At 71.8% G+C, this 21033-nt stretch carries 24 protein-coding genes; 11 read left to right on the forward strand and 13 right to left on the reverse strand.

The features are described from left to right. The first annotated feature begins 19 nt into the window (after window positions 1-19). The 4 genes from ACZ66Z_RS30415 to ACZ66Z_RS30430 all read left to right on the forward strand — a co-directional run bounded on the left by ACZ66Z_RS30415 (window position 20) and on the right by ACZ66Z_RS30430 (window position 6051). The gene (locus ACZ66Z_RS30415; protein WP_469938618.1) at window positions 20-2203 is read left to right on the forward strand and encodes a hypothetical protein; all 2184 of its coding nucleotides are present in this window, start codon (window positions 20-22) and stop codon (window positions 2201-2203) included. A gap of 425 nt (window positions 2204-2628) precedes the next feature. Next, window positions 2629-3684: a thiamine pyrophosphate-dependent enzyme gene (locus ACZ66Z_RS30420; protein ID WP_469938619.1), complete on the forward strand. Its 1056-nt coding sequence runs from the start codon at window positions 2629-2631 to the stop codon at window positions 3682-3684. 79 nt (window positions 3685-3763) lie between these two features. After that, on the forward strand, window positions 3764-4678 hold the full coding sequence (locus tag ACZ66Z_RS30425) for an FAH family protein (RefSeq protein ID WP_469938621.1): 915 nt from the start codon (window positions 3764-3766) through the stop codon (window positions 4676-4678). After that, window positions 4675-6051, forward strand: a complete 1377-nt coding sequence (locus ACZ66Z_RS30430) for a phthiocerol/phthiodiolone dimycocerosyl transferase family protein (RefSeq protein ID WP_469938622.1) — start codon at window positions 4675-4677, stop codon at window positions 6049-6051. Before ACZ66Z_RS30425 ends, ACZ66Z_RS30430 begins: the two co-directional genes overlap by 4 nt. Here the strand turns inward: ACZ66Z_RS30430 and ACZ66Z_RS30435 are convergent. Beyond that, window positions 5978-6325, reverse strand: a complete 348-nt coding sequence (locus tag ACZ66Z_RS30435; RefSeq protein WP_469938624.1) for an ArsR/SmtB family transcription factor — start codon at window positions 6323-6325, stop codon at window positions 5978-5980. The genes ACZ66Z_RS30430 and ACZ66Z_RS30435 overlap by 74 nt on opposite strands. Window positions 6326-6544: 219 nt before the next feature. Between ACZ66Z_RS30435 and ACZ66Z_RS30440 the strand changes: the two genes are divergently transcribed. Genes ACZ66Z_RS30440 through ACZ66Z_RS30450 form a run of 3 tightly spaced genes read left to right on the forward strand, consistent with a single transcriptional unit; the run spans window position 6545 to window position 9159 of the window. Next, window positions 6545-7969 carry an MFS transporter gene (locus ACZ66Z_RS30440; RefSeq protein ID WP_469938625.1) on the forward strand — a complete coding sequence of 475 codons (1425 nt, stop codon included), beginning with the start codon at window positions 6545-6547 and terminating at the stop codon, window positions 7967-7969. A 43-nt stretch (window positions 7970-8012) separates the two neighbouring features. Continuing rightward, on the forward strand, window positions 8013-8384 hold the full coding sequence (locus ACZ66Z_RS30445) for a 5-carboxymethyl-2-hydroxymuconate Delta-isomerase (RefSeq protein ID WP_469938627.1): 372 nt from the start codon (window positions 8013-8015) through the stop codon (window positions 8382-8384). A gap of 52 nt (window positions 8385-8436) precedes the next feature. Next, a complete protein-coding gene (locus tag ACZ66Z_RS30450; RefSeq protein WP_469938628.1) occupies window positions 8437-9159 on the forward strand; it encodes an SDR family oxidoreductase in 723 nt (240 codons plus the stop codon). A 281-nt stretch (window positions 9160-9440) separates the two neighbouring features. Here the strand turns inward: ACZ66Z_RS30450 and ACZ66Z_RS30455 are convergent, their stop codons facing one another. From ACZ66Z_RS30455 to ACZ66Z_RS30470, 4 genes are all read right to left on the reverse strand, one after another. After that, window positions 9441-9971, reverse strand: coding sequence for a hypothetical protein (locus ACZ66Z_RS30455; RefSeq protein WP_469938629.1), 531 nt, complete (start codon window positions 9969-9971; stop codon window positions 9441-9443). A gap of 103 nt (window positions 9972-10074) precedes the next feature. After that, window positions 10075-10452 carry a PIN domain-containing protein gene (locus tag ACZ66Z_RS30460; protein ID WP_469938631.1) on the reverse strand — a complete coding sequence of 126 codons (378 nt, stop codon included), beginning with the start codon at window positions 10450-10452 and terminating at the stop codon, window positions 10075-10077. Further along, a complete protein-coding gene (locus ACZ66Z_RS30465; RefSeq protein ID WP_469938632.1) occupies window positions 10449-10700 on the reverse strand; it encodes a hypothetical protein in 252 nt (83 codons plus the stop codon). Before ACZ66Z_RS30465 ends, ACZ66Z_RS30460 begins: the two co-directional genes overlap by 4 nt. 943 nt (window positions 10701-11643) lie before the next feature. Further along, window positions 11644-11913, reverse strand: coding sequence for a hypothetical protein (locus ACZ66Z_RS30470; RefSeq protein ID WP_469938633.1), 270 nt, complete (start codon window positions 11911-11913; stop codon window positions 11644-11646). 24 nt (window positions 11914-11937) lie between these two features. On the opposite strand from ACZ66Z_RS30470, the gene ACZ66Z_RS30475 reads away from it, so the two are divergent. Further along, window positions 11938-12615, forward strand: coding sequence for a restriction endonuclease (locus tag ACZ66Z_RS30475; RefSeq protein WP_469938634.1), 678 nt, complete (start codon window positions 11938-11940; stop codon window positions 12613-12615). 544 nt (window positions 12616-13159) lie between these two features. On the opposite strand, the gene ACZ66Z_RS30480 is transcribed toward ACZ66Z_RS30475, so the two are convergent. Beyond that, window positions 13160-13567, reverse strand: coding sequence for a TipAS antibiotic-recognition domain-containing protein (locus ACZ66Z_RS30480; protein WP_469938635.1), 408 nt, complete (start codon window positions 13565-13567; stop codon window positions 13160-13162). A gap of 619 nt (window positions 13568-14186) precedes the next feature. Here ACZ66Z_RS30480 and ACZ66Z_RS30485 point away from each other — a divergent pair. Then, window positions 14187-14465 carry a GlsB/YeaQ/YmgE family stress response membrane protein gene (locus ACZ66Z_RS30485; protein WP_123458838.1) on the forward strand — a complete coding sequence of 93 codons (279 nt, stop codon included), beginning with the start codon at window positions 14187-14189 and terminating at the stop codon, window positions 14463-14465. Window positions 14466-14597: 132 nt separating this feature from the next. Here the strand turns inward: ACZ66Z_RS30485 and ACZ66Z_RS30490 are convergent, their stop codons facing one another. From ACZ66Z_RS30490 to ACZ66Z_RS30500, 3 genes are all read right to left on the reverse strand, one after another. Next, window positions 14598-14729 carry a hypothetical protein gene (locus ACZ66Z_RS30490; protein ID WP_469938636.1) on the reverse strand — a complete coding sequence of 44 codons (132 nt, stop codon included), beginning with the start codon at window positions 14727-14729 and terminating at the stop codon, window positions 14598-14600. A 504-nt stretch (window positions 14730-15233) separates the two neighbouring features. Continuing rightward, window positions 15234-15398: a hypothetical protein gene (locus ACZ66Z_RS30495; protein WP_469938637.1), complete on the reverse strand. Its 165-nt coding sequence runs from the start codon at window positions 15396-15398 to the stop codon at window positions 15234-15236. A gap of 79 nt (window positions 15399-15477) precedes the next feature. Next, a complete protein-coding gene (locus ACZ66Z_RS30500; RefSeq protein WP_469938638.1) occupies window positions 15478-16386 on the reverse strand; it encodes a LysR family transcriptional regulator in 909 nt (302 codons plus the stop codon). Between the two features lie 121 nt (window positions 16387-16507). Between ACZ66Z_RS30500 and ACZ66Z_RS30505 the strand changes: the two genes are divergently transcribed. Together ACZ66Z_RS30505 and ACZ66Z_RS30510 are read left to right on the forward strand one after the other, a co-directional pair. After that, window positions 16508-17389 (forward strand): NmrA family NAD(P)-binding protein, encoded by an 882-nt coding sequence (locus tag ACZ66Z_RS30505; protein ID WP_469938639.1) that lies wholly within the window; start codon window positions 16508-16510, stop codon window positions 17387-17389. A 204-nt stretch (window positions 17390-17593) separates the two neighbouring features. Continuing rightward, the gene (locus ACZ66Z_RS30510; protein WP_469938640.1) at window positions 17594-17884 is read left to right on the forward strand and encodes a type I-E CRISPR-associated protein Cas6/Cse3/CasE; all 291 of its coding nucleotides are present in this window, start codon (window positions 17594-17596) and stop codon (window positions 17882-17884) included. Window positions 17885-18051: 167 nt separating this feature from the next. Here the strand turns inward: ACZ66Z_RS30510 and ACZ66Z_RS30515 are convergent, their stop codons facing one another. The 4 genes from ACZ66Z_RS30515 to ACZ66Z_RS30530 all read right to left on the reverse strand — a co-directional run bounded on the left by ACZ66Z_RS30515 (window position 18052) and on the right by ACZ66Z_RS30530 (window position 21029). Continuing rightward, window positions 18052-18222, reverse strand: a complete 171-nt coding sequence (locus tag ACZ66Z_RS30515; RefSeq protein WP_467479590.1) for a hydrophobic protein — start codon at window positions 18220-18222, stop codon at window positions 18052-18054. 555 nt (window positions 18223-18777) lie between these two features. Then, entirely contained in the window at window positions 18778-19056 is a 279-nt protein-coding gene (locus tag ACZ66Z_RS30520; protein WP_469938642.1) for a hypothetical protein, read from the reverse strand. Between the two features lie 148 nt (window positions 19057-19204). Further along, window positions 19205-20383, reverse strand: coding sequence for a GDSL-type esterase/lipase family protein (locus tag ACZ66Z_RS30525; RefSeq protein WP_469938644.1), 1179 nt, complete (start codon window positions 20381-20383; stop codon window positions 19205-19207). Window positions 20384-20417: 34 nt separating this feature from the next. Further along, window positions 20418-21029: a TetR/AcrR family transcriptional regulator gene (locus ACZ66Z_RS30530; RefSeq protein ID WP_469938646.1), complete on the reverse strand. Its 612-nt coding sequence runs from the start codon at window positions 21027-21029 to the stop codon at window positions 20418-20420. Between the last annotated feature and the right edge of the window lie 4 nt (window positions 21030-21033).

Consider the following 21033-nt stretch of genomic DNA (forward strand, 5'->3'; position numbering starts at 1 on the left):
ACGGGATGCGAGGGCGGGGATGGGACGACCGTTAAGCGAGCTGAAGGGCCGCACGGGGGAGGCGAACGATCTGGCGCGGTGGCTCCGCAGAGTCACCAACGGCGTCCCGGTCCGGGCTTTGGAGGAGGACTTTCACTATTCCAAGTCGGTGTGGACCGACTACCGCAACGGCAGCAAGCTCATCCCCGACAAGCTCTTGGACCAGGTCGTCGACAAACTCGTTCCCCAGGACATGCGCGAGCGCGTACGGGAGAACGGACACCGGCTCCTGGCCGCCGCGCAGGAAGCGGAGCGGCAGCCGGCCCCGCAGATCGCGCCCGCTGTAGCGGGCGTGCACCACGGCCGGGCACCGATGCCGGTCGCGCTCGCGGACGTCTTCCTCCGTCTCGACGACGCCCGGCTCCAGCAGATGGAGGCGATGCGCAAGCTCGCCGAGTCCGAGAAGCGGTGCACCCAGCTCCAGGACATGGTGTCGTTTCTGCAGGGCCAGTCCATCCAGCTCACCGCGGAGCGGGACCGTGCCCTGCAGGAGGCACGCGAGGCACGCGACCTCCAGCACGCTCTCGAACAGTCGGAGCAGTTCCGCGTGCAGGCGGAGGGCCAGTTGCAGCACGCCCGTCGGGCGGCTCAGGAAGCCTACGATCTGCGCCTGGCCGCCGAGGCGAAGGTAGCGAGGGCGCAGGCTCAGGTGCGCGGAACCACGAACGTGCCCCTCGGCACCGGGGATCTGCTGCCGCAGCCGGCAGGAGGCGGCATGGAGCCGCCGTCCATGGACCGGATCGCCGAAGTCCTGCAGGCGGCCGAGGACCAACTCGCCGCGCAGGACGAGGAGCTGGACGAGCTGCGCTCAGAGCTGGGTCTGGACCAGTCCTCGAAGGTCTCAAACGCCCCCACGGTGGTCGAGGGGCAGGTCGTTGCCAGCCGGCCGGAGGATGACCCGCAGAAGGCCGACGTCGTTGTCCGCCCGCCTGGACCGGACAATGCGAACAACCCTCTGACCAGCGCGGACACCGCGCTTCCAGCGGCGGCGAACGAGATTGTCACCGCGCTGGCCACAGCGTCGTTCCCCGAAGATCTGGGACGACAACTGCAGGTGCTGCGGGACCGGGCCGACGTGATGTGGACGGTGGCGGCCATGACCGACATCGTCAACCGCGCGCAAGAAAGCCACGAACCACCGCTGCCTGCCGGCGCGGTCTTGGGGTGGATCACCGGAGAAGTCCTCCCCCAGACCTCTCGGGGCCTGGGCGAACTGGTGACGGCGATGGGCGCCACACCGGAAGAGACCGCCGCGTTTACCGCTGCCCTCTACAGGTTGACCGTCCAAGGGCAGGTGGACACGTTCACAGAGCCGACTGCCGACGACGGATTGCTGGTCTGGTTCACCGCTGAGGTGGACATGGTGTCCGATCGTCAAGGCTTTGCGGCGAGGCTGCGAGTCATGCAGGCCCGGGTGGGACTTGCAGACGCTGACGGCGAGAGCCGCATCGCCAGACACGTCTTCGGAACCTCTCGCACCCAGGCTGCAATGGCGGTCGACGGGTGGCTGAGAGGATCCTCGGTCCCCGACGAGCACCGGTTGGTTCAGCTGATGACGGCGATGGGGGCCACCCGGAGCGAGACGGAGGCTTTTCTGCGCGCCCGAATCAGAGTGCTGCGTGAAGAAGGCGTCGTTGGAAGCTTGCCCACCTCTGAGGACGCCGAGAGCAAGCTGAGTGCCGCACCACCGACGCTTGCCGGCGCCACCACGTCCCTGGACCCCGCCGACACCGGGACGGTTCCGGTGGCGGATCCGGTGCCCGTCGCGGGTCTCGACCCGATCGAGTCCGGCGCCGACGACGGGAACCTCGACCTGGCTCTCACAGCGCATTCCGAGGCCGTGGGCTGGCGCTGGTACGCGGCGCGTTCGGCGATCCTCGGCGGCGTGGCGACGATATGGGCGGCTTTCACCACGGCTCTCCAGGCGGACCCCGGTCCAGCGATCTGGAAACTGGTCCTCTTCGCCGTCATCACCTTGATCGCCTCCGTCGTGCTCTGGTTCGAGTTCGCGCTGCCGTCGCCCTCTCATCGGACGCGGCTCAGGGTGCACGTGCTCCAAGTCGTCGGTGTGGTTGCCGCCGTCGTCGCCAGCCTCACCATCCCGTGGTTGCCGAGCGGGAACGTCTGGGGCCGTTGGGTGGCCGACCTCATCGGGCTGCTCTAGCCGACGGTGCCGGACGAGCCGAAACAGGCAGGCCCCGCCGAGTCGGCGGGGCCTGCCTGTTTCAGGAGGCGGGTATGTGGTGGGCGATCGATTCCTCGCACGGGCCGTCGGCGTACGGCGCGAGCGTGTCGGCCTCGCCCCGGACCATGGAAGGACCTCGGCGCGGCTTCGTGCCGACCCACTCGGAGACGCACCGGCAAGCGGCTTCCGGGGCCGCAGCACCCACTCCCCGGGGCCCTGGTCGGCCGCGTCCAGATTTTCGGCGAACGCATCGCCGGCCCAGGAGTGCGCTGCGGAGCCGACCCGGCTGCCCCCGCTCGACCGGCAGACGGTGGAGGACCTCGCCGGGCGGCTGCTCGCCGCCCGCACGCCGGTCCTCGTCGTGGACTTCTCCGGCCGCGACCCCGAGACGGTGGCCCCCCCTCGTGGCGATCGCCGAAGCGTTCGGCCTGGCCGTCGTCGACCGCGGCAACCGCCTCAACTTCCCCTCCACGCACCCCCTCAACATCAGCCACACCAGCACCGACGTGGTCGCCGACGCCGACCTCGTCATCGCCCTGGAGGTGCAGGACCTCGTCGGAGCGCTCGGCTCCTTCCTCCCCCTGACCGACCAGGGACTGCCCGCCAACGGCGCCGACGTCGTCACCATCGGCTTCAACGACCTGCTCACCAGCAAGTGGGCCGCCGACTACCAGCAGTTCGTGCCCGTCACCCGGTCCGTCGCCGCCGACACCCGGGCCTCCCTCGACGCCCTGTGCGCCGTGGCCGAGGACCCGGCGGGCCCCTTCACCACCCCCGACTTCACCGAGCGCCGCGACCGGCGCGCCGCCGCCCTCGCCGACGCCCACACACGCGCCCGCGCCGACTGGGCGCGCCAGGCCGAGGAGTTCAAGCAGCGCGAGCACATCCACGTGGCCGGCGCCGTCGACGAGATCCACCGGGCGGTCCGGGACGAGGAGTGGGTCCTCACCAACACCGGCAGCCTGACCGTCGACGGCTGGGTCAAGAAGCTGTGGCCGCTGGAGCGCCCCGGCAGCTACCTCGGACTCAACGGCGGTGGCGGCCTCGGCTACGGCTTGGGCGCCTCCGTCGGAGCCGCGCTCGCCCACCGCGACACCGACGCCCTGTGCATCGACCTCCAGTCGGACGGCGACTTCCTCTACACGCCCAGCGCCCTGTGGACGCTGGCCGCGCAGCAGGCGCCGTTGCTCGTCGTCGTCATGAACAACCGCCTCTACCTCAACTCCACGCAGCACGCCGAGCGCATCGCGGGCAACCGCGACCGCGACATCGACCGCGCGCACATCGCCACCAGCTTCTACGACAACCCCGTCGACTTCGTGACCATGGCCCGGTCGTACGGGATCCACGCGCTGCCCCGCGTCGAGAAGATCGGCGACGCCGCCCCCACCGTCAGTGAGGCGGTCCGGCACCTGAAGGCCCACCGGGGGCCGGTCCTCGTCGAGATCCTCATGGACTGACCCTCCGGCCGCGTCTCCCGCACCCCGTCCCCCCGCTTCCCACCGCCCCACCCGCCCCGACGCCCCAGGAGTTCCCACCGTGACGGTGCTCTTCGAATGCATCCACGACCAGGCCCGCCACATAGGTCTGGGCATCCCCGACGCCGACGCTCCGCTCCGCCTGCACCGCCTGCGCGAGGAGGACGACCTCGCCGCACTGCTCGCGGGCGGCGCCGACGAGGAGGAGCGGACCGCCGCGCTCACCGCTCTCCTGGCCGACCGGCCCGCCGTCGAAGTGGCCGCGGAGGCGCGCCACCTGGTGCGCACCCGTCCGCCCCTGCTGCCCGCTCACATCGGTGACGCCCTGGTCAGCGGCTTCATGATGACCCACAACGTCAAGATCGACACCGACACGCAGGGCCAGCCCAACTGGTTCGTCAAAGGCCTCGGCGACATCCTCCGGATGCCGGGAGAGCCCCTCTCGGTGCCGGCCGACGCCGTCGCCGTGTGCGAGGAGGCCGAGGTCGTCCTCGTGTACGTGGGCGACGCGCAGGGCGTACCGCGCTACGCGGGCCACACCTTCGGCAACGACCTGACCGACATCGGCCGCTTCAAGCAGCACGCCGGCCACCTCTCGTACGCCAAGCTGTGCGACGCGGGCATCACCCCCTGGTTGCACCTGGGCCCCCCGCCGCGCACGGCGACCGGCGAGGTCGTGATCGAGCGCGCCGGCGGCCCGGCGTGGAAGGGATCCTTCACCACCGGCAGCGACGCCATCCACTACGACGTGGCGGCCATGATGGACCGCCTGTTCGCCCACCGCTCCCTGCACCGGCCGGGCCGGGTGCACTACGTGTACATCGGCGCCGACCGCAGCAGTTTCCACGGTGGTTTCCGCACCGCCGACGGCGACCGGGTCACCATCGACGTGACCAGCCACGGGGTCCGGTTCGAGCACCCGCTGGCCTGGGTCGGGCCCGCCGCCGGGAGCGGCGGGCAAGGGTGGGGGCGGTGAGCGCGGCGAGTGCGCCGCGCCGGCTCAGCGACGTCGAGGCGGCGTTCGCGTACACCCACGACCTGATGGCCGGCACCACGCAGGTCACCACCCGGCTGTCCCTGCGGGGGGCCGTGCCGGACGCCGCCCTGGAGCGGGCGGTGCTCCGCTGGGAGCAGGACGTACCCCTGCTCCGGCTGCGGATCGAGGAGCGACCCGACGGGCTGTGGTTCCGGGAGGCGCCGGGAGGGGAGGCGGGCCGGCTGCGGTGCGGGCCGCCCCCCGGGGCCGGGACCCCCGACGACGTCCTGCGGGCGGAGCTGAACGAGATCCTGCCCGCCGGGGGGCCGCTGTGGCGGCTGCGCGCCGTCCGGGCGGCGGGAGAGACCCACCTGTTCTTCACCCGCAACCACGCCGTCTCGGACGGGCATTCGACGGGAGCGGTCCTGCGGGTGCTCCTCGACCACCTGTCCGACCACCCCGGCTTCGATCCCGGCCGGGACCTTGCCGCGGACCCGCGTCCGGCGCCCGCCGGTGCCGGGCCCTTCGAGGACGTGCACCGGCTTCCCCCCGACGCGGACGCGCTGGAGTACCGGCCGCCGTCCGCGCCCGCCCCCGCGGCCGTGCCGTGGGCGGCCGACCCGGCACCCGTGCCGTTCGACGCGGCCGCCCGGTGGGCCGACCGTGCGGCCGACTTCACCGCGCTGGAGCTGTCCGCGCGGCAGACCGCGGAGCTGAGGTCCTGGTGCCGGGCCGAGGGGGTGACGGTCAATCAGTTCCTGGGTGCCGCCTTCGCCGAGTCCTGGACCCGGGTCGCGGGCCGTACGGACGTCCGGCTGCTGACCGCGGTCTCCCTGCGGGGCCGCTACCCGGGCCCGCTGCCCGACGTCGGCTGCTTCATCAGCGTGGTCGGCGTCCCGGTGGTGCCGCACGCCGACGGCACCGCCGAGACCGCCCGGCGGTACGGCGCGGCGCTGCGGGACGCGGACGCGCGGTGGCGGCCGCCCCGGCGCGGGCACGCCGAGATCCGCCGGGCCGTGGCCCGGGCCGCGGACGCGGCCGAGGCCCCCGGGATCTGCCTCACCAACGTCGGTGTCGTCGATCCGGCGCTCGGCGCGCACGCGGGCCGCGTCACCGGGTTCCGTACGGTCGTCAACCGCACCGGCGCCAACTACGGGCTGGTCCTGCACGCCTCGACCTTCGCCGGGGCGCTCTCCCTCGCCCTGGCCCACGGGACCCCGGCCACGGGCTCCGCGACGGCGCGGGCGGTGGCCCGGGACCTGCACGCGCGCCTTCTGCGGCCGGACGCTCGGCTCGGCGTCAGTCCGTCCGCAGCGCCAGCTCCAGCAGGCCGGGGAAGCGCGCGTCGAACTCCGGCCGACGCAGCCGGTTGAGCCGCTTGGGCCCGGCATCGCGCTGCTCCAGGAGCCCGGCGTCCCGCAGGACCGCGAAATGCCTGCTCAGGGTGGCCTTGGTCACCGGGACGTCGAAGCTCCCGCAGGAGCGCTCCCAGTCGCCGGCTTCGGCGAGTTCCCGTACGAGCGTGCGCCGGACCGGGTCGGCGAGCGCGAGCAGGGCCGCCTCCAGCGGTACCTCGGCCGGATCGGTGTGGACCGGCGGGAGCCGGTGGCCCGGGCCCGGGCCGGGGGGTGCGCCCGCTGCCGTCATGGCGGTTCTCCGTCCGTCGGGGTGACCGGATCGCGCCGGTCACCGATTGCAGAGTGTTCGACGGTGTGCGTACACTCCCGAGTGTTCGTCTCGTAACGAACATTCTACGGCTGCCGCCCTGTTCCCGCGCCGCCCGGCCTGACGGACCCGCACCGCGCCCCGTCTCCCCACCCCACCCCACCCCCTCGCTCCCCCAGCCCTCCACGGAAGGACGAGCACGTGACTCGCCATGAACCCCCCGCCGCGACCCGGCCCGGCCCCACCCTCTTCGCCGCCTGCCTGGGCTTCGTGGTCGTCATCCTCGACGTCAGCGTCGTCAACGTCGCCACCAAGGCCCTCACCGCCGAATTCGGCGGCAGCCTCTCCGGCCTGGAATGGGTCATCAACGGCTACACCCTCACCTTCGCCGCCTTCCTCCTCACCGCAGGCGCCCTCGGCGACCGTTTCGCCCCCCGGCGCATCTTCGTCGCGGGCTTCGCGCTCTTCGCCGTGACCTCCCTGGCCTGCGGGGCCGCTCCCACGCTCGTCGCCCTGATCGCGGCCCGCGTCCTCCAGGGAGTCGGCGCCGCCCTGATCGTGCCGTCCTCGCTCTCCCTGGTGAACACCAACTTCCCCGACCCGGCCCGGCGCACCCGCGCCGTCAGCCTCTGGGCCGCCGCCGGCGGCCTCGCACTGGCCCTCGGGCCCGTCGTCGGCGGAGTCCTGGTCGACTCCCTCGGCTGGCGCTCGATCTTCTACGTCAACATTCCCATCGCCGCCGTCGGCATCCTCCTCACCCAGCGCTACGCCCAGGCCGCCCCGCCCCGCGACCCCTCGCGCCGCCGCTCGCTCGACCTGCCCGGCCAGCTGCTCGCCATCGCCGGCCTCGGCGCGCTGACCGCCGCCATCGTCGAGGCCAACACCCGGGGTTGGGGCTCCGCCCTCGTCATCGCCTGCCTGGCCGTGTTCGCCACCGCCCTGATCGGCTTCCTGACCGTCGAGCGCCGCAGCGCCGACCCGATGCTGCCCCTGCACCTCTTCGGCCGCCGGGCGTTCAGCGCCACCTCGCTCATCGGCGTCCTGCTCAACTTCGCCTTCTACGGCCTCATCTTCGTCTTCAGTCTCTTCTTCCAGCAGGTGTGGGACTACTCGCCCATCACCGCCGGACTCGCGTTCCTGCCCATGACCGGCACCATCATGGCCGCCAACCTGGCCTGCGGCCCGCTGGTCAAGCGGTACGGCGCGCGCACCGTACTGCTCACCGGCAACATCCTCGCCGCAGTCGGCTACCTGACCGTCGTCCCGGCCGTCGGATCCGGCTCGTACCCGGCAGTGATCGTCCAGTTCCTCGTCGCAGGATTCGGCATCGGCCTTGTCGTCCCCGCCATGACCAACGCCATGCTCGGCGCGGTGGACCCGACCAACGCCGGCATCGCCTCCGGCGTGCTCAACGCCTCCCGCCAGCTGGGCGGCCTCATCGGCGTCGCCGTCATGGGGCTCCTCGTCGGCCAGGCCGCCTCCGGGCACTTCCTGACCGGGCTGCGCGCCGCCCTCGTCTCCGCCGTCGTCGCGCTGGCCGTGGCCGCCGTACTGAGCGCCACCGGGATCCGCAGGGCCCAGGTCCCCGCGCCCGCCACCCGCGCCGCGGCCCCCGCCACGCGCTGACCCCCGCCATGCGCTGACCACCACCCGACCCGAAAGGCCCGCCGTGCCGCACCTCGTCCTGGAGTACTCGGGCAACGTCCGCGACTCCTTCGACCCCACCGCCGTCCTCGCCGAGATCCACACCGCCCTCTCCGCCGCCGGGGGCTTCCGCCCCCAGGACTTCAAGAGCCGGGCCCTCCGCCTGGACACCTACGCCGTCGGCGACGGCAGCCGCGAGCAGTCCTTCGCCAACCTCGACGTACGGACCTTCGCCGGCAAGTCCCCCGAGAACAGGGCCGCCATCGCCGAAGCGGCACTCGCCGTCCTCACCCGGGCCTTCGCCCGCACCATGAGCGAGACCAGCTGCGACGTCTCCGTCCAGGTCACCGAACTGGACCGCGCCTCCTACGCCCGGGCCCGCTCAGAGCACGCCTGACACCACCCGTCCACCCACCCCACCCGACGCACCCCACCAGGAGTCGAACACCATGACCAGCTACGAGGGCCGGCGCGCCCTGATCGTCGGCGGCACCTCCGGCGTCGGCCTCGCCACCGCCCGCGCGTTCGCCGAGCGCGGAGCCGAGACCGTCATCGCCTCCCGCTCGCCCCACAAGATCCAGGCCGCCCTCGCCGCACTCGCCCCGCTCGCGGGCAAGTCCACCGCCCAGGCCCTCGACATCCGTTCCGACACCCAGGTCGAGGAGTTCGCCGCGGCCGCCGGCACCTTCGACCACGTCGTCGTGTCCGCCGCCGAAACCCCCATGGGGCGCGTCGACGCGCTCCCGCTGGCGGACGCGTACGCGGCCATGGACAGCAAGTTCTGGGGCGCCTACCGCATCGCGCGCTCGGTCACGATCGACCCCGAGGGCTCTTTGACCCTGGTCGCCGGCTACCTCTCACAGCGTCCCGGCAAGGCCTCCGCCCTGCAGAGCGCGGTCAACGCCGCCATGGAGGCCCTCGTCCGCGGCCTGGCCCTGGAGTACGCCCCGCTCCGGGTCAACGCCGTGTCACCCGGTCTGCTGCGCACCCCCCTGTGGGGCGGCCTCACCGCCGAGGCGCGCGACGCCATGTACGAGGCGGCGGCCGGCCGCCTCCCGGTCGGTCGTGTCGGCACCCCGGCCGACGCCGCGGCCGCCGTCCTCTTCCTCGCCGACAACCCGTACACCACGGGCTCGACGGTCTACGTCGACGGCGGCGGCACCATCGCCTGACACCGACGCCCCGGCCCGCGGGCGGGGACGGACGCCCGTTCCGACGCAGGGCGCCGGACGGTGCCGTGGCAGCGGGCTGCCCCGTCGGCACCACGTCGACGGCGTTGCGGAGCGAGCCCCGGGTCGGGCCTTGCCGGCGATCGGTGTCCACCGTCGCGAACGGCCGAGCACGGCACCACCGTGGTCGGGGAGATGGCGGCCGACGTGCTGTGGGAAGACCTCGCTGCTTCGGCATGGTCGGTACCTGCCGGACGTCGGTGTCGGGTCCACTCGATGCACGGTCACCGGAGTGCGTCCGACTGCTCCTCGGCGAGGGCGACGGCCGCCTCCAGCTCGTCGGCGGCTTTCACCACGGTGAGCGGATGGCCGTCGACGAGCCGGTCCAGGTGCTCGTGCACCTGCCACAGCAGGCCGACCAGGCCCTCCGGCAGTGGCACCGCGCGGGCGGCGACCCCGCCCACGTGAGCCTTCCAGTCCAGCTCGGGCCCGGAGGTGTCGTAGGCATCGAGGTCGTCGCGGTCGACGTGCCGCCAGTCGATCGGGAAGGTGCGCCCGCCGCGCCATCCGCAGGTGCACCTGCCCCGCATCGCCGTCGGCGTCGGTCTGCGGAACGATCCGTCGTACGTCCACCAGTCCGTCGACTCGTGGAGGTGGCCGCCGCTGCCCAGATCGAAGTGGACCGGGCCCGGCTCGGTGCTGTCAGCCGGCGGCGCCCCGACCTCGCCCTCGTGCGACTCGAACCCGTCACGCTTCCAGGTCGTCCCGGTTCGCCTCCTCGCCGGCGCAGGGTGCTCCGAGCGGGCCGCCCGCATCCACGGTGGAGCATCGAGGCATCGCCGCGCAGCAGAGTCGGCATATCCCGGAGGCAATCGGTTGCGCGTCCTGCGCGCACGCCTCCCTGGAGGCCGACGCTCGCTACGGCGTCGGGTCGAGCGGGACGATGCCGGTGGTCGCGTACAGGTCGGGCACCAGCGACAGGACGGTGACGGGCTCGCCCTCGCGGACCGCGTTCCAGGCGACGGCCGCGGCATGGGCGACCGGCCACTCCGTATCGGGCCAGGCCATGGCGTCGACGGCGTGGCCGGCGGTGAACGCGACGCTCTCGGAGAAGCGGAGTCCGGTGGCGTGCTTGCCGGCTCCGGGAACCCGGCGCTCGGCGGCGAGCGCGGCCAGGGAGGGGACGAGGATGCGGCCGGTGCCGCGCGATGCCTCGATGTACAGCCCGGTGAAGAACGGGTCCGCCTGGTACAGCGCGGTCAGGGCGGAGTGGTCGAGGACCGCGGTCAGGTTCACGCGGCCCGGCCCTGGTGGGCGCGGATCTTCGCCCAGGCGTCCCGGCCGGCCTGCTTCACCTGTTCGGTGAACTCGACGCCGAGCTCGGCCGCGGCCTCGGCGGCGCGCTGCTCACGCTCGGCGGCGGTGAGCTCCTTCGACGCCAGCTCCTCGATCAGGTCGGTGATCGTCGTGCCACGTTCCTCCGCCAGCAGCCGCAGTCGGTCACGGACGGCCTCGCTGGTCTTGATGCTCGTCGGCTTGCCCATACCGCGATTCTACCGCCGGTAGAACTCGATGGGGCGCCTCCTGCCGTCGGGGACCCGCTGGGATACCGGGGCGGGGCAGGAAGGGGATGCTGCGCAGCTGCATCAGCAGCGAGTACATCGGTTGCCCGGCCACCCCGGCGTGACGAGGGTGATCACTAGCCCCCTCGGCATCCTGGCGCGCCTGTCCGCCAAGGTGTTCGACTGCCCGCGCGCGCTAGAGGTCGGGGCCGCCGCCGTACACGGGCACGTGATCGGCGAGCACGGCGACGTCGGCGTCATCTCCACGGTTGCCCCGCCCCGGCGCCCGTACGACACATACGCGCCGAGTTCGCCGCCCGGCCCCGGCGGATCGGCATCGGCATCGACCCGCACCCGCTCCGGCCCTGCCGGCGCCGCCCTGACCGCCTTCACCCATGCCCGCGGCCTCGCCGACGGCGTCACCGAGGCATCGACGTGCCAGGACGGCGGTCCGGCTCGGCATGCCGGTGCTGCCGTCACGGGTCGGTCCGCACCGCCGGATCCGAGCGGGCGGCGCCACCCCAAGGCGACCGGGGGACGGAGGCCGAGCACACCGCGGCCGCGCAGCTCCTCCTGGTCGGGGAGGCGGAAGCCGGGAGGCTCACCGAGCAGGTCGGCCTGGACGGCACGGATGCGGTCGGGGACCTGCGGCCCGGTGCCGAGGACGCGGCGTGCGGTCACGCGGCCTTCGGACGGCCGGGCCACGTCGCGGCTTCCGCCACGCGGCCCCCGCCGAGGGTTCAAGATCACGGCGGGTGGCCGGTAGGTGACCCGCTGTCAGTGGCGGCCCCTACATTGGTCGATTGCGCGGGAAGCGCGCGCTCGATCAAGGGGAGGGGGCTTCGGCCTTGCCGTTCGTCAAGGGGTACACCAAGCAGGACGGGACAGTGGTGCGGGCGCACTGGAGGGCGCCGGCGGGGACGAGTCAGCAGACTGCGCTGGCGATCGGGATCGTGGCGGTCGTGTTCCTCTTCGGCGGCTCCGGCACGTCGACGGACAGCGGGACGGGCACGGGGCGGTTACCGGCGCCGCGGTCCTCGTCGGCGGTGACGTACCCGATCAAGTGGCCGGGTGGGGAGAAGACGGCGCCCCGCCAGGCCCCGGCGCCGGCCCCGACCGTGTCGTATCCGATCCGCCGGCCGGAGTGGGAACAGACCGCGCCGCGTCCGGTGCCGACGGTGTCGTACCCGATCAAGTGGGACCGGAACGGGGACGGGCGGTGAGCCGGCGCCCGGCCCGGCGGCGGTCGCGGAAGGCCGACGGCACCGAGCAGCTCCTTCTCGCCCTGGGCGGCCTGATCATCGCGGCGGCCGTCATCGCGGCGGTGGTCGACTTCGTGCGCGCGCACCCGTGGGTCCCGATCGTCCTGGTGCTCCTCGCCGGCGGGGCGGTGGCGGCCTGGACGGTCGCCCGGCAGCGGGCCGCACGGTGGGAGCGGGTGCGTTCCCGGGGGCTGCGGTACGCGCTGACGCAGCTGGACGCGCTGCACCACCGGCAGTTCGAGCACGCGGTGCGGGACCTGATGCGGCGCGACGGGTGCGCGAACGCGGTGCAGGTCGGCGGCGCCGGGGACAACGGCGCGGACGTGAAGGCGACCGACCCCTACGGGCGGCGCTGGGTGATCCAGTGCAAGCACCGGCGGGCCGGGCTGTCCGGGGCCGCGGTGGGCACCCCGGACCTGCAGGTCCTCAACGGCACCGGACGGCCGGTGCACAAGGGCGACGTCGTCGTGCTCGTCACCAACGGCCGGTTCTCCAAACCTGCGCTCGACTTCGCCCGCTCCCAGCGGCTGCACCTGGTCGACCGCACCATGCTGGGCGAATGGGCGAGCGGCTCACGGCCCCTGTGGGAGCTGCTGCGGGCCGTGCCACCGCCTCGCCGCCCTCCGTCGACCTGAGGGGAGCTGTACCCGACCGTCCACCGCCCGGCCACCGGCTGCCTCCGGCTCGGCCTGACCGCGCCCGCCGGCACCGGCGCCGTCCCGGGCCGACGAATTCCGACCGACCCCGACGACTGCACCGCCGACACCCTCGACGACGCCCTGCACGCCGCGCGCACGGAGCCGGCCGCTTGACCGGCTCCCGTCGCACGCAAGGAAACGGCCGGCGGGGCCCAGCCGGAGGACCGCCACCCGAAGACGGTGAGCAAGCCCCGTCGGCCAGCAGGCCCCCGGAGGAGAACCAGTAACCACGGTAGCCACAGGCACCCCGCCCCCACGCCCGGCCGGGACGGCATCACCTTCGCCGAGGTCGTCACGATGTTCCGCAGACCGCACGCCCGGTCAGCTCGATCTGCCCCATCAGCCGGCGCTTGCGTTGACCACGGTGTGGAATGCGGCCGACTCCTGCGCCGTTCTCGCCGGTCACTACGACCTGATCATGACTGCCGGGTATACGGCTACGGCGCACCCGCCCCTGCATGTCCTGGCCCGTGTCGCCCGACTACGCCGAAGCCTCGGCCCCTGCGCCGGGGGCGAACCCGCTCCCCTGTTCGGCGAACACCTTGATCGCGGCGCCCATGAAGTCCGCCATCTCGGGGTGGTAGGAATCGTGGAACGCCCTCATGGCCTCGTCCTCGGCGTAGAAGAGCGACATGCCGACGTAAGCCTCCCTGGAGGGGGTGTAGAACCGGCAGACGATGTCGAAGTGCCTGCGGACGAGCTCCTGGATCTGCTGGTCCCCGGGCAGGGAGCCGCCGTCCAGGAAAGCCGTGATCTCCCGGTACAGGACGTCCCAGTCCTGGTGGACCCGCTCCCTGTCCACGTGTTCCCAGTCATTGGTCTGGGCAAGGCTCTTCGCCTGCTCCTCGGCCAATGACCGGCGACACTCGTCCTCGTAACTGTTCCCCACGGCACCGGTTCCCATCGTTTCGTCACCCCTCCGGTGGATCCCCAAGAGGCCGCCGACATGTCGGCATCGACCGGTCGCCGATGATCAACTGCCGGTCCAGGCCGAACGGTGACACACAGGCACCGGGCCGGCAAACCATTTCTTGGATCCTCCGGCGCTCCGTACCGGTCAGTCGGCGACGGAAAGGCACGGGGCGTACAGCACCCGACCTCCGAACCACCGGCCGAATCCGGCGATCAGGGTGGCGTCGTCGACCTCCTCGGCCGCTACCCGTGGATATCCGGCAGAAGACCGTCCAGCACCGGCCCCAGCAATGGAGGGGCCTCTTCTCCACGGCTATCGCGTGGGAAAGGTGTGTCCTCGTACGGGAACGGCTTGCCCTCGTGGAGTGACCCGTGGAAACGAAGGGCGTCCGTTTCGCCTGGTCCCCATCCGCGGCCACACCTCCGGCCCCGTCTCTGCAGGTCGCAATAGGTCCTGGCTGCCTTTGCGACGTTCCGGGGTGCCTCTCGAACCGTGGACCGGCAGGGCTTCGATGCCGGAGGGGAGGTTTGCCTGGACGAGATCGGCGCAGACGTTGGGCTAACACAGTCTTTATGCGACGAAGTGGAGAGGCGTTATGGGCATCATCGCGTGGATCCTCATCGGTCTGATCGCCGGCGCCATCGCCAAGGCCCTGATGCCGGGCAAGGACCCCGGCGGCATCATCATCACCATGCTCATCGGCATCGCCGGCGGCCTGCTCGGAGGCTGGCTCGGCAAGGTCATCTTCGGCGTGGACTCCATTGACGGCTTCTTCGAGATATCCACCTGGATCGCCGCCATCGTCGGCTCCGTCATCCTCCTCGCCCTCTACCGCCTCATCACCGGCAACCGACACACCCACCGCCACGCCTGATCGACCCCAGGCGCACGCCCTACAGCCCCGAACGGCTCCTTCTCCCGTTATCCACGGGGCGGGAGCCGTCGGCATGTACGGGCCCGTCCGCTGCACTGCAGCCGGTCCGCTCTGCAGGGACGTCTCCCCAGCTCACGTTCTTGTGCAGGACGCGAGCGACGCCCCGCAGAGCCGCTCGGCCATCCGCGGGCAGCCGCCCCGGATGCCGATGACGCCGCGCAGGTCGGGACGGCAGCAGCGGAGCAACGCGTTTCCGCAGGTCATCAGTCACAAGATCATCTGGCATCCGCACCACTCTGCCGCCGCCAAGCTCGACCGCCACGTTCCTGTACCGAACTCATTCTGAAACGATCAGCAGCGAGTTGGTATGTGATGGCTGTGGGGCTGTGTTTGCCTGATGGGGGTCGTGGTCAGGCGTTGGCGGTGCGGTCGGAGACGAGGCCGGCGATGGCCCGGTAGGTGTCGGGCGCCGGCACCAGCGGCCCGCTTTCTTGCCCGCCCCGGACGGCGTGACGGCGGCCCTCGAGTCAGGCCTCTCAGGACGCCGCCAACCCATGCACCAGGCAGGCCAGATGACGCTGCGAGATTCCCGTGAACAGCCGATGCGCCGGCACCGCCCGATCGACCATGATCACCGCAACCGGATCATGTCACCCACCGGGCACGGCGCCTGACCCGCTATCACGCACCAGTTCGCAAGCAAGGCGGGCCGGGCCCACTGGAGGTCGCGGGGATCACCTTCGCCAACGGCGGCGACAACATCGGCGTCTACATATCCGTCTTCACCACTGCCGGCGTCGGCGAGATGAGCGCGTAGGCCGCCGTGTTCCTCGCGCTCGTTGCTGCGTGGTGCGGGGCCACATCCTGCTGCCCCTGCTCCTGATCGCCGTCGGCCTGCTCCTCCTCATCGAGGGACCGGTTCGAATCCTTCACGCTGCCCAGGTGCCTCCCGAACCGGAGCTCCGGCACGACTTCCGTGGAGTCGAGCCGATCCTCGACTGTCGGGCGCGGGTCAGGGTTGTGTGGTCTGCATGAGCGTTTCTGCTTGTACGTGCGGGACGGCTGCGACCGTGCAGGCCGCGCGCACGAAGGCGGCGACGGCTGGGGAGCGGGCGTCCTGGGGCCAGGCGACGGACAGGGTGGCGTCGGGCAGGTCGCCGACCGGGCGGTAGGAGATGCCGGGACGTGGGTAGCGCTGGGCTACGGACATGGGCGCGAAGAAGACGATGCTGCCGGTCTCGACGAGGCTGAAGATCTCGGACAGGTTCGACGCCGGTCGTACCGCGCCGGGTCGAGGCAGCTGCTCGACGGGGCGCCCGTGGTGTGCGGGCACGCCTCCTGGGGTCGTGCGGCCGGTCAGGTCGTCAAGGCAGAGCGCGGCCTGTGCGGCCAGCGGGTCGGCGGCGGCCAGGGCGACAAGGAGCGGTTCGGTCAGCAGCGGCTCGCTGTCCAGTCCGCGGTCGTCGAACGGTGACAGGACGAGTCCCACGTCGGCGCGGCCGTCCCGCAGAGCCTGCGGCTGCTCTCCGAAGCCTCCGAGGACCAGTTCCGGCGGCAGTGAGGCGTCGTCGGCGTTGTAGGTGTCCAGGAGCCGCGGCAGCAGACCGCCGTCGATGTCGGCTTTGAGGGCGATGCGCAGTCGCGGCGACGAACGGCCCGCCTCCCGGACTCGGTGGGCGGCAGCGGTGACCGTCTCCAGCGCCCTGCGGGCATCGTGCAGCAAGACCTCGCCGGCCGTGGTGAGTTCCACCTGCCGCGTGGTGCGCCGGAACAGAGTGACGTCGAGCTGCCTCTCCAGCTCCCGGATCGCGCGGGACAACGGAGGCTGCGCCATGCCCAGTCGCTCAGCGGCGCGCCCGAAGTGCAGTTCCTCCGCGACGGCGACGAAATACCGCAGCTGTCGCACCTCCAGATCACTCATACCGTCAGGGTATCAATGCTGATCGAGTCGGTCTTTCCCGTTCGCCGTCCTGCCGGGTTGTACTCGGGGGCGGCGACATCCGCAGCTGTCGCCGCCGGAGCGTCTTTCGCGGAGGTACGTCATGATCGTCATCACCACACCCACCGGTGACATCGGCCGACAGGTCGTGAACAGGCTCTTGGACGCCGGGGAGGCAGTCCGTGTGATCGTCCGCGATCCCTCCCGCCTGCCGAAGCGCGTACGTGCAAGCGCAGAGATCGTGCAGGGCTCTCACGGTGACGCCGACACGATCGCCAAGGCGCTCGAGGGCGCCGACCGGATGTTCTGGCTCGTGCCGCCGGCCGGTTTCCGCGATGCCGGCGACGCCAGGCACCACTACCTGGACTTCACCCGGCATGCCGCCCAAGAGGCCGCGAGGCGGGACGTGCGCATGGTGGGCGTCACCTCCTTGGGACGCGGATACCCGGGCAAGGCCGGGCTCCTGTCGGCCGCGCTGGCCATGGACGAGATGATCGAAGCCAGCGGCGTTCCCTACAGGGCCCTGGCCCTGCCGTTCTTCATGGAGAACCTGCTCCGCCAGGCCCAGGAAATCAAGGAGTGCGGAACGATCACCATGGCGAACGCTGTCGACCGGCCCCTGCTGACCGTCGCCACTCAAGACGTCGCCGATGCCGCCGCAGCCCTCCTTCTCGACGCCTCCTGGAGCGGCCAGGTACGCGTCCCCTTGGTCGGCCCCGACGACCTGACCCCCGACGCCATGGCCGACGCCATCTCCCAGACCCTGGGTCGCACCGTGCGCTGTCGACAGGCCCCGCTCGCCGACTTCCAGGCCACGATGGTGCAGCGCGGTGCGAGCCCGGCGCTGGCGCAGGACGTGGCCGACATGGTCCAGGCGCAGAACGACGGGATCTACGACGCCGAAACCCGAGATGCCGGCACCGCCGCCGCCACCGGATTCCGCCAGTGGTGCCAAGACGTCCTTGGTCCGGTCGTCCATGCCTGACACCTCAACCCCCTTCGGCGCACTGCTCGACCTGCCGCGCTCATGCCTCTTTCGACCGTCGTCCCCCAGTCGAACAGTCACGAGCCGGGGCGCTGCCCAAAGTGGGGTTCTGGCACGGGTCCCGTGTAGCAGTGACTGAGCGTTGCGAGCCGGAGGGGGCTGCCCTGCTGGTGACGACGCCCTCGCACTCCTCGGATGGTGACCATGACGCTCACCACCTCGCCCGTCATGAGCACCCAACGCACAGGACTCCTCAACCCCGCCCAGACCGCCCGCCAGGACAGACACGTCTTCCACAAAGACCTCACCACCGAGGCCGGCGTGAAGACCGGCACCACGAAAGTCACCATCGACACCACCACTTACGAAGGCCACCCCCGCGTCACCGGCCCCCTCGCCCTCGCCCGCGCCCTCATCACCGGCATCGGCCACTCCCAGGGCTACGGCTGCGGCCTGCTCACCCTCGCACCACCCACCAGCACCACGAACGGCTGAAAGAACCGCGCCCAGAAGCCTCCCACACAGCCTCTCCGCAACCAGGCAGACTGCCTGACGGACCCGGCACCTGACGAGGGATGCCCCCGTCACCGCCGCAAGGAGGGGCCCGGCCGTATTCGGCCGGGCCCCTCCTCACCTCGCGCGCGTAACGCCCCTCGCGCCGCCTACCAGCGATACCACCGGCCCTTGCGGCCGCCGCTGTCCGCGGTACGGACGACGAAGCCCAGCACCCACACGACGAGCACGATCACTGCGATCCACCACAGCGCCTTCAACGCGAAACCCGCACCGAACAGGATCAGAGCCAGCAGAAGAACCAAAAGCAGGGGAACCATTGTCATCAACCTCCTGGCCACCGGGTGCCCCTACTTCAGGCCGACAATCCCACGAGCAGAAGTTACTTCTGTGCGCCACGGGGCATATGCGCGGACGCCGTGCGCCGTGCCCGCCCCTCCCCCACCAGCCCAGTCCGTCGTGCGCCGCAGCGGCACTTCCATCCGGTAGGTCTCCCCCGGCGGCGGTCCGGCACCGGGGTGCTGACGACTTCTCTCCCGCTGCCACCAGCCGACGGCATCGAGGCGCAGCTGCGCCGGCCCAGCATCGACCTGGCTGAATGGTCCGACGGGCCGAACTGGCTGTGAACGAGCTCGCCGTCGACATCGGCTCGACATCCACGGTGTCCCGCAACCAGATGCCGACCCGCATACGCGAGGGACCACCCCCGTACGAGCAGGGCGCAGCCGCAGCGGCCAGCCCTCACCGACCTCGAAAACAGCCTGGTACTCACCAGCCGTTGTGTGCTGACGGCATCCCTCGCCGTTGGGCAAGGCAGACGACGAGGTGCCCCAGCCTTAACTCATCCTGGAGATAGTCCCGTTGCGGCATGAGCGTCACCAGACCAACCAGCCTCTCAGCCGCGGAAGCGGGCGGTGGGCGCCGGGGCTGATCGTGCATCCCCGCTCGGCGAGCGGGGGCCTCATCTCGCCGATGGCGCGGGGGAGGGTGGAGCGGTCCACGCCGAACCAGCAGGTCGGCACATCATGAGCGGCACCGTGACGGAGGGGGCGGACGTCCAGCACGTAGCGGGAGAGGGCGTCGGGGTCGTAGGCGCGCAGGGCGGCGGGGTCGGGGGCGCCGCGCTCCGGTATCAGGCTGTCGATCGTCGGCATCGCCTGATGCTAGCGATCCGGGGCAGAACCGATCACGGGGTTTCGACGTGCCGAGCCCCGCTTCGGAAACGGGGCTTCCATGCGTGGAGGGGGTCGGGGTCGGCGGGGTCGGAGGGCGCATCGGGCCTCGGCGGCGTCCTACAGTGCCTCAGCTGGTCGTTGCGGCGAAGGGTCCGTTGTCCGCGAAGGCGAGTTTCGCGAAGTTCTCGGCAATCCGCTGGTGGCCTTCGGGGCTGGGGTGGAGCGCGTCCGGCAGCGGGAACCGGTCGTGGTCGGTGTCGCCGTAGAGGTCGAGTCCGTTGAGGTGGTGGAGGTGGGGGTCTTCGGCGGACCGCTGCTCGACGATGTCGGCCAGGACGTCGCGGACGATCGTGAGCGTCAGCCGTCCGGCGGCGGTTTCGCCCGGGTCGCCGGTGGCCTTGTACTTCAGTGTTCCGCTGGAGAGGTCCGGCACGAGCGGTCCGGGGGTGTTCTCGTGGGTCGGGCAGAGGATCGGCGAGATCAGCAGCAGGGGGGTCGTGGGGTGGCCCTCGCGGATGGTGTCGAGGAAGCCGTGGACGGCGGGGGCGAAGGCGCGCAGGCGCATGGCGTCGGTGTTGACGATGTTGATGCCGAGCTTGACGCTGATCAGGTCTGCGGGGGTGTCGCGCATCGCCCGTGCGGTGAACGGGTCGGCCAGTGCGCTGCCGCCGAATCCGAGGTTGACCAGCTCCACGTCGCCCGCGGAGGCGGCCAGGGCGGGCCAGATGGTGCTGGGGGAGGCGGCGTTGGATCCGTGGCTGATGGAGCTTCCGTGGTGCAGCCACACTCGGCGCCCCGTGTCGGGGGCCGAGGTGACGGGGGCGTCGGTCCGCAGGGCGATGACCTCGGTGATCTCCGTGTGCGGGAGCCAGATCTCGATGTTCTTCTCGCCGGCGGGGAGGTCGGTGAAGTGGGCGGTGCCGGCCGGGCCCTGGGTGAGGTGCGCGGTCTGGGTCTGCATGTCGGTGATGGTGCACAGGTTCCCGCCGGGCACGGTGGTCCGGGCGGTGAGCAGGCCGTCGACCCGGAGGTCGTAGACGCCGTCGGGCGGAGGTGGGAAGCCCGCGTAGACCCGCTTGGTGGGCAGGGTGTCCAGGTCGATGGTGGTGGCGCTCGTGCGGAAGGCCAGCCGGACACCGGAGGGTTGGGCCTCTGCGACGGCCAGCCGGTCGTCGGGGATCTGACGGCGCGCCCGGGCGGGCAGCCGGTGCGGCAGCAGACCTCGGGCTGTCACCTCCACGTCGAGGTGTCCGCGCAGGAAGTCGGCGGTGACGGGGGTGGTGATCAGGTTCCGGCCGGTACTCATGACCTCGGGCCTCCGCACTTCTGGGGTGGGGCTGTCAGGACGGTGGGCGCGTGCGGCCGATGCCGGTGACGCGGTTCGGCCAGGGCGCGGAGCCGGTCCGCAACGCGGTGTCGAGGCGGTCAAGGGCCCAGGCCCAGGACTGCTGCGCGGCGACGTCCGTGTGGTCGAACGCTCCGGCCGCCCCGGGGGAGGCGTAACCGTGGAAGACGCTGCCCGGCATGCGGACCGCGTGCGTCTGGTCCGGCCCGGGCAGATCGTAGCCGCGAAGGAGCGCCCGCGTCATCCGTGCGTGCCGGACGCCCGCGCCGGCCATGGGGGTCTGCGGACCGAGCCGGTACCGGGCCGCTTCGTAACGGCCCGGGTGCGCTCGGGCGTAGTCCCGGTAGGCGTGCGCGAAGGCCGTCAAGGCGTCCTTGCCCGCACGCCCGGCGACCACTTCGGCGGCCCGGTCGGCGAGTTCCTCCGGGGCGAGCAGCGCGATCCGGGTCTTGAGCTCGTGGGAGTTCTTCACGTGCGCGTACGGGCTCGCGGGTGTCACGTCCAAACGCCGGGCGAGCGCGGACAGGGTGACCTCGCCGAAACCGACGTCGGCGGCGGGGTCCGCACCTGCGAGCGTCAGCCGCTCCGGGTTCGGTCCTGCCCGCACGCAA

It is taken from the genome of Streptomyces sp. NPDC107498 (assembly GCF_055582805.1).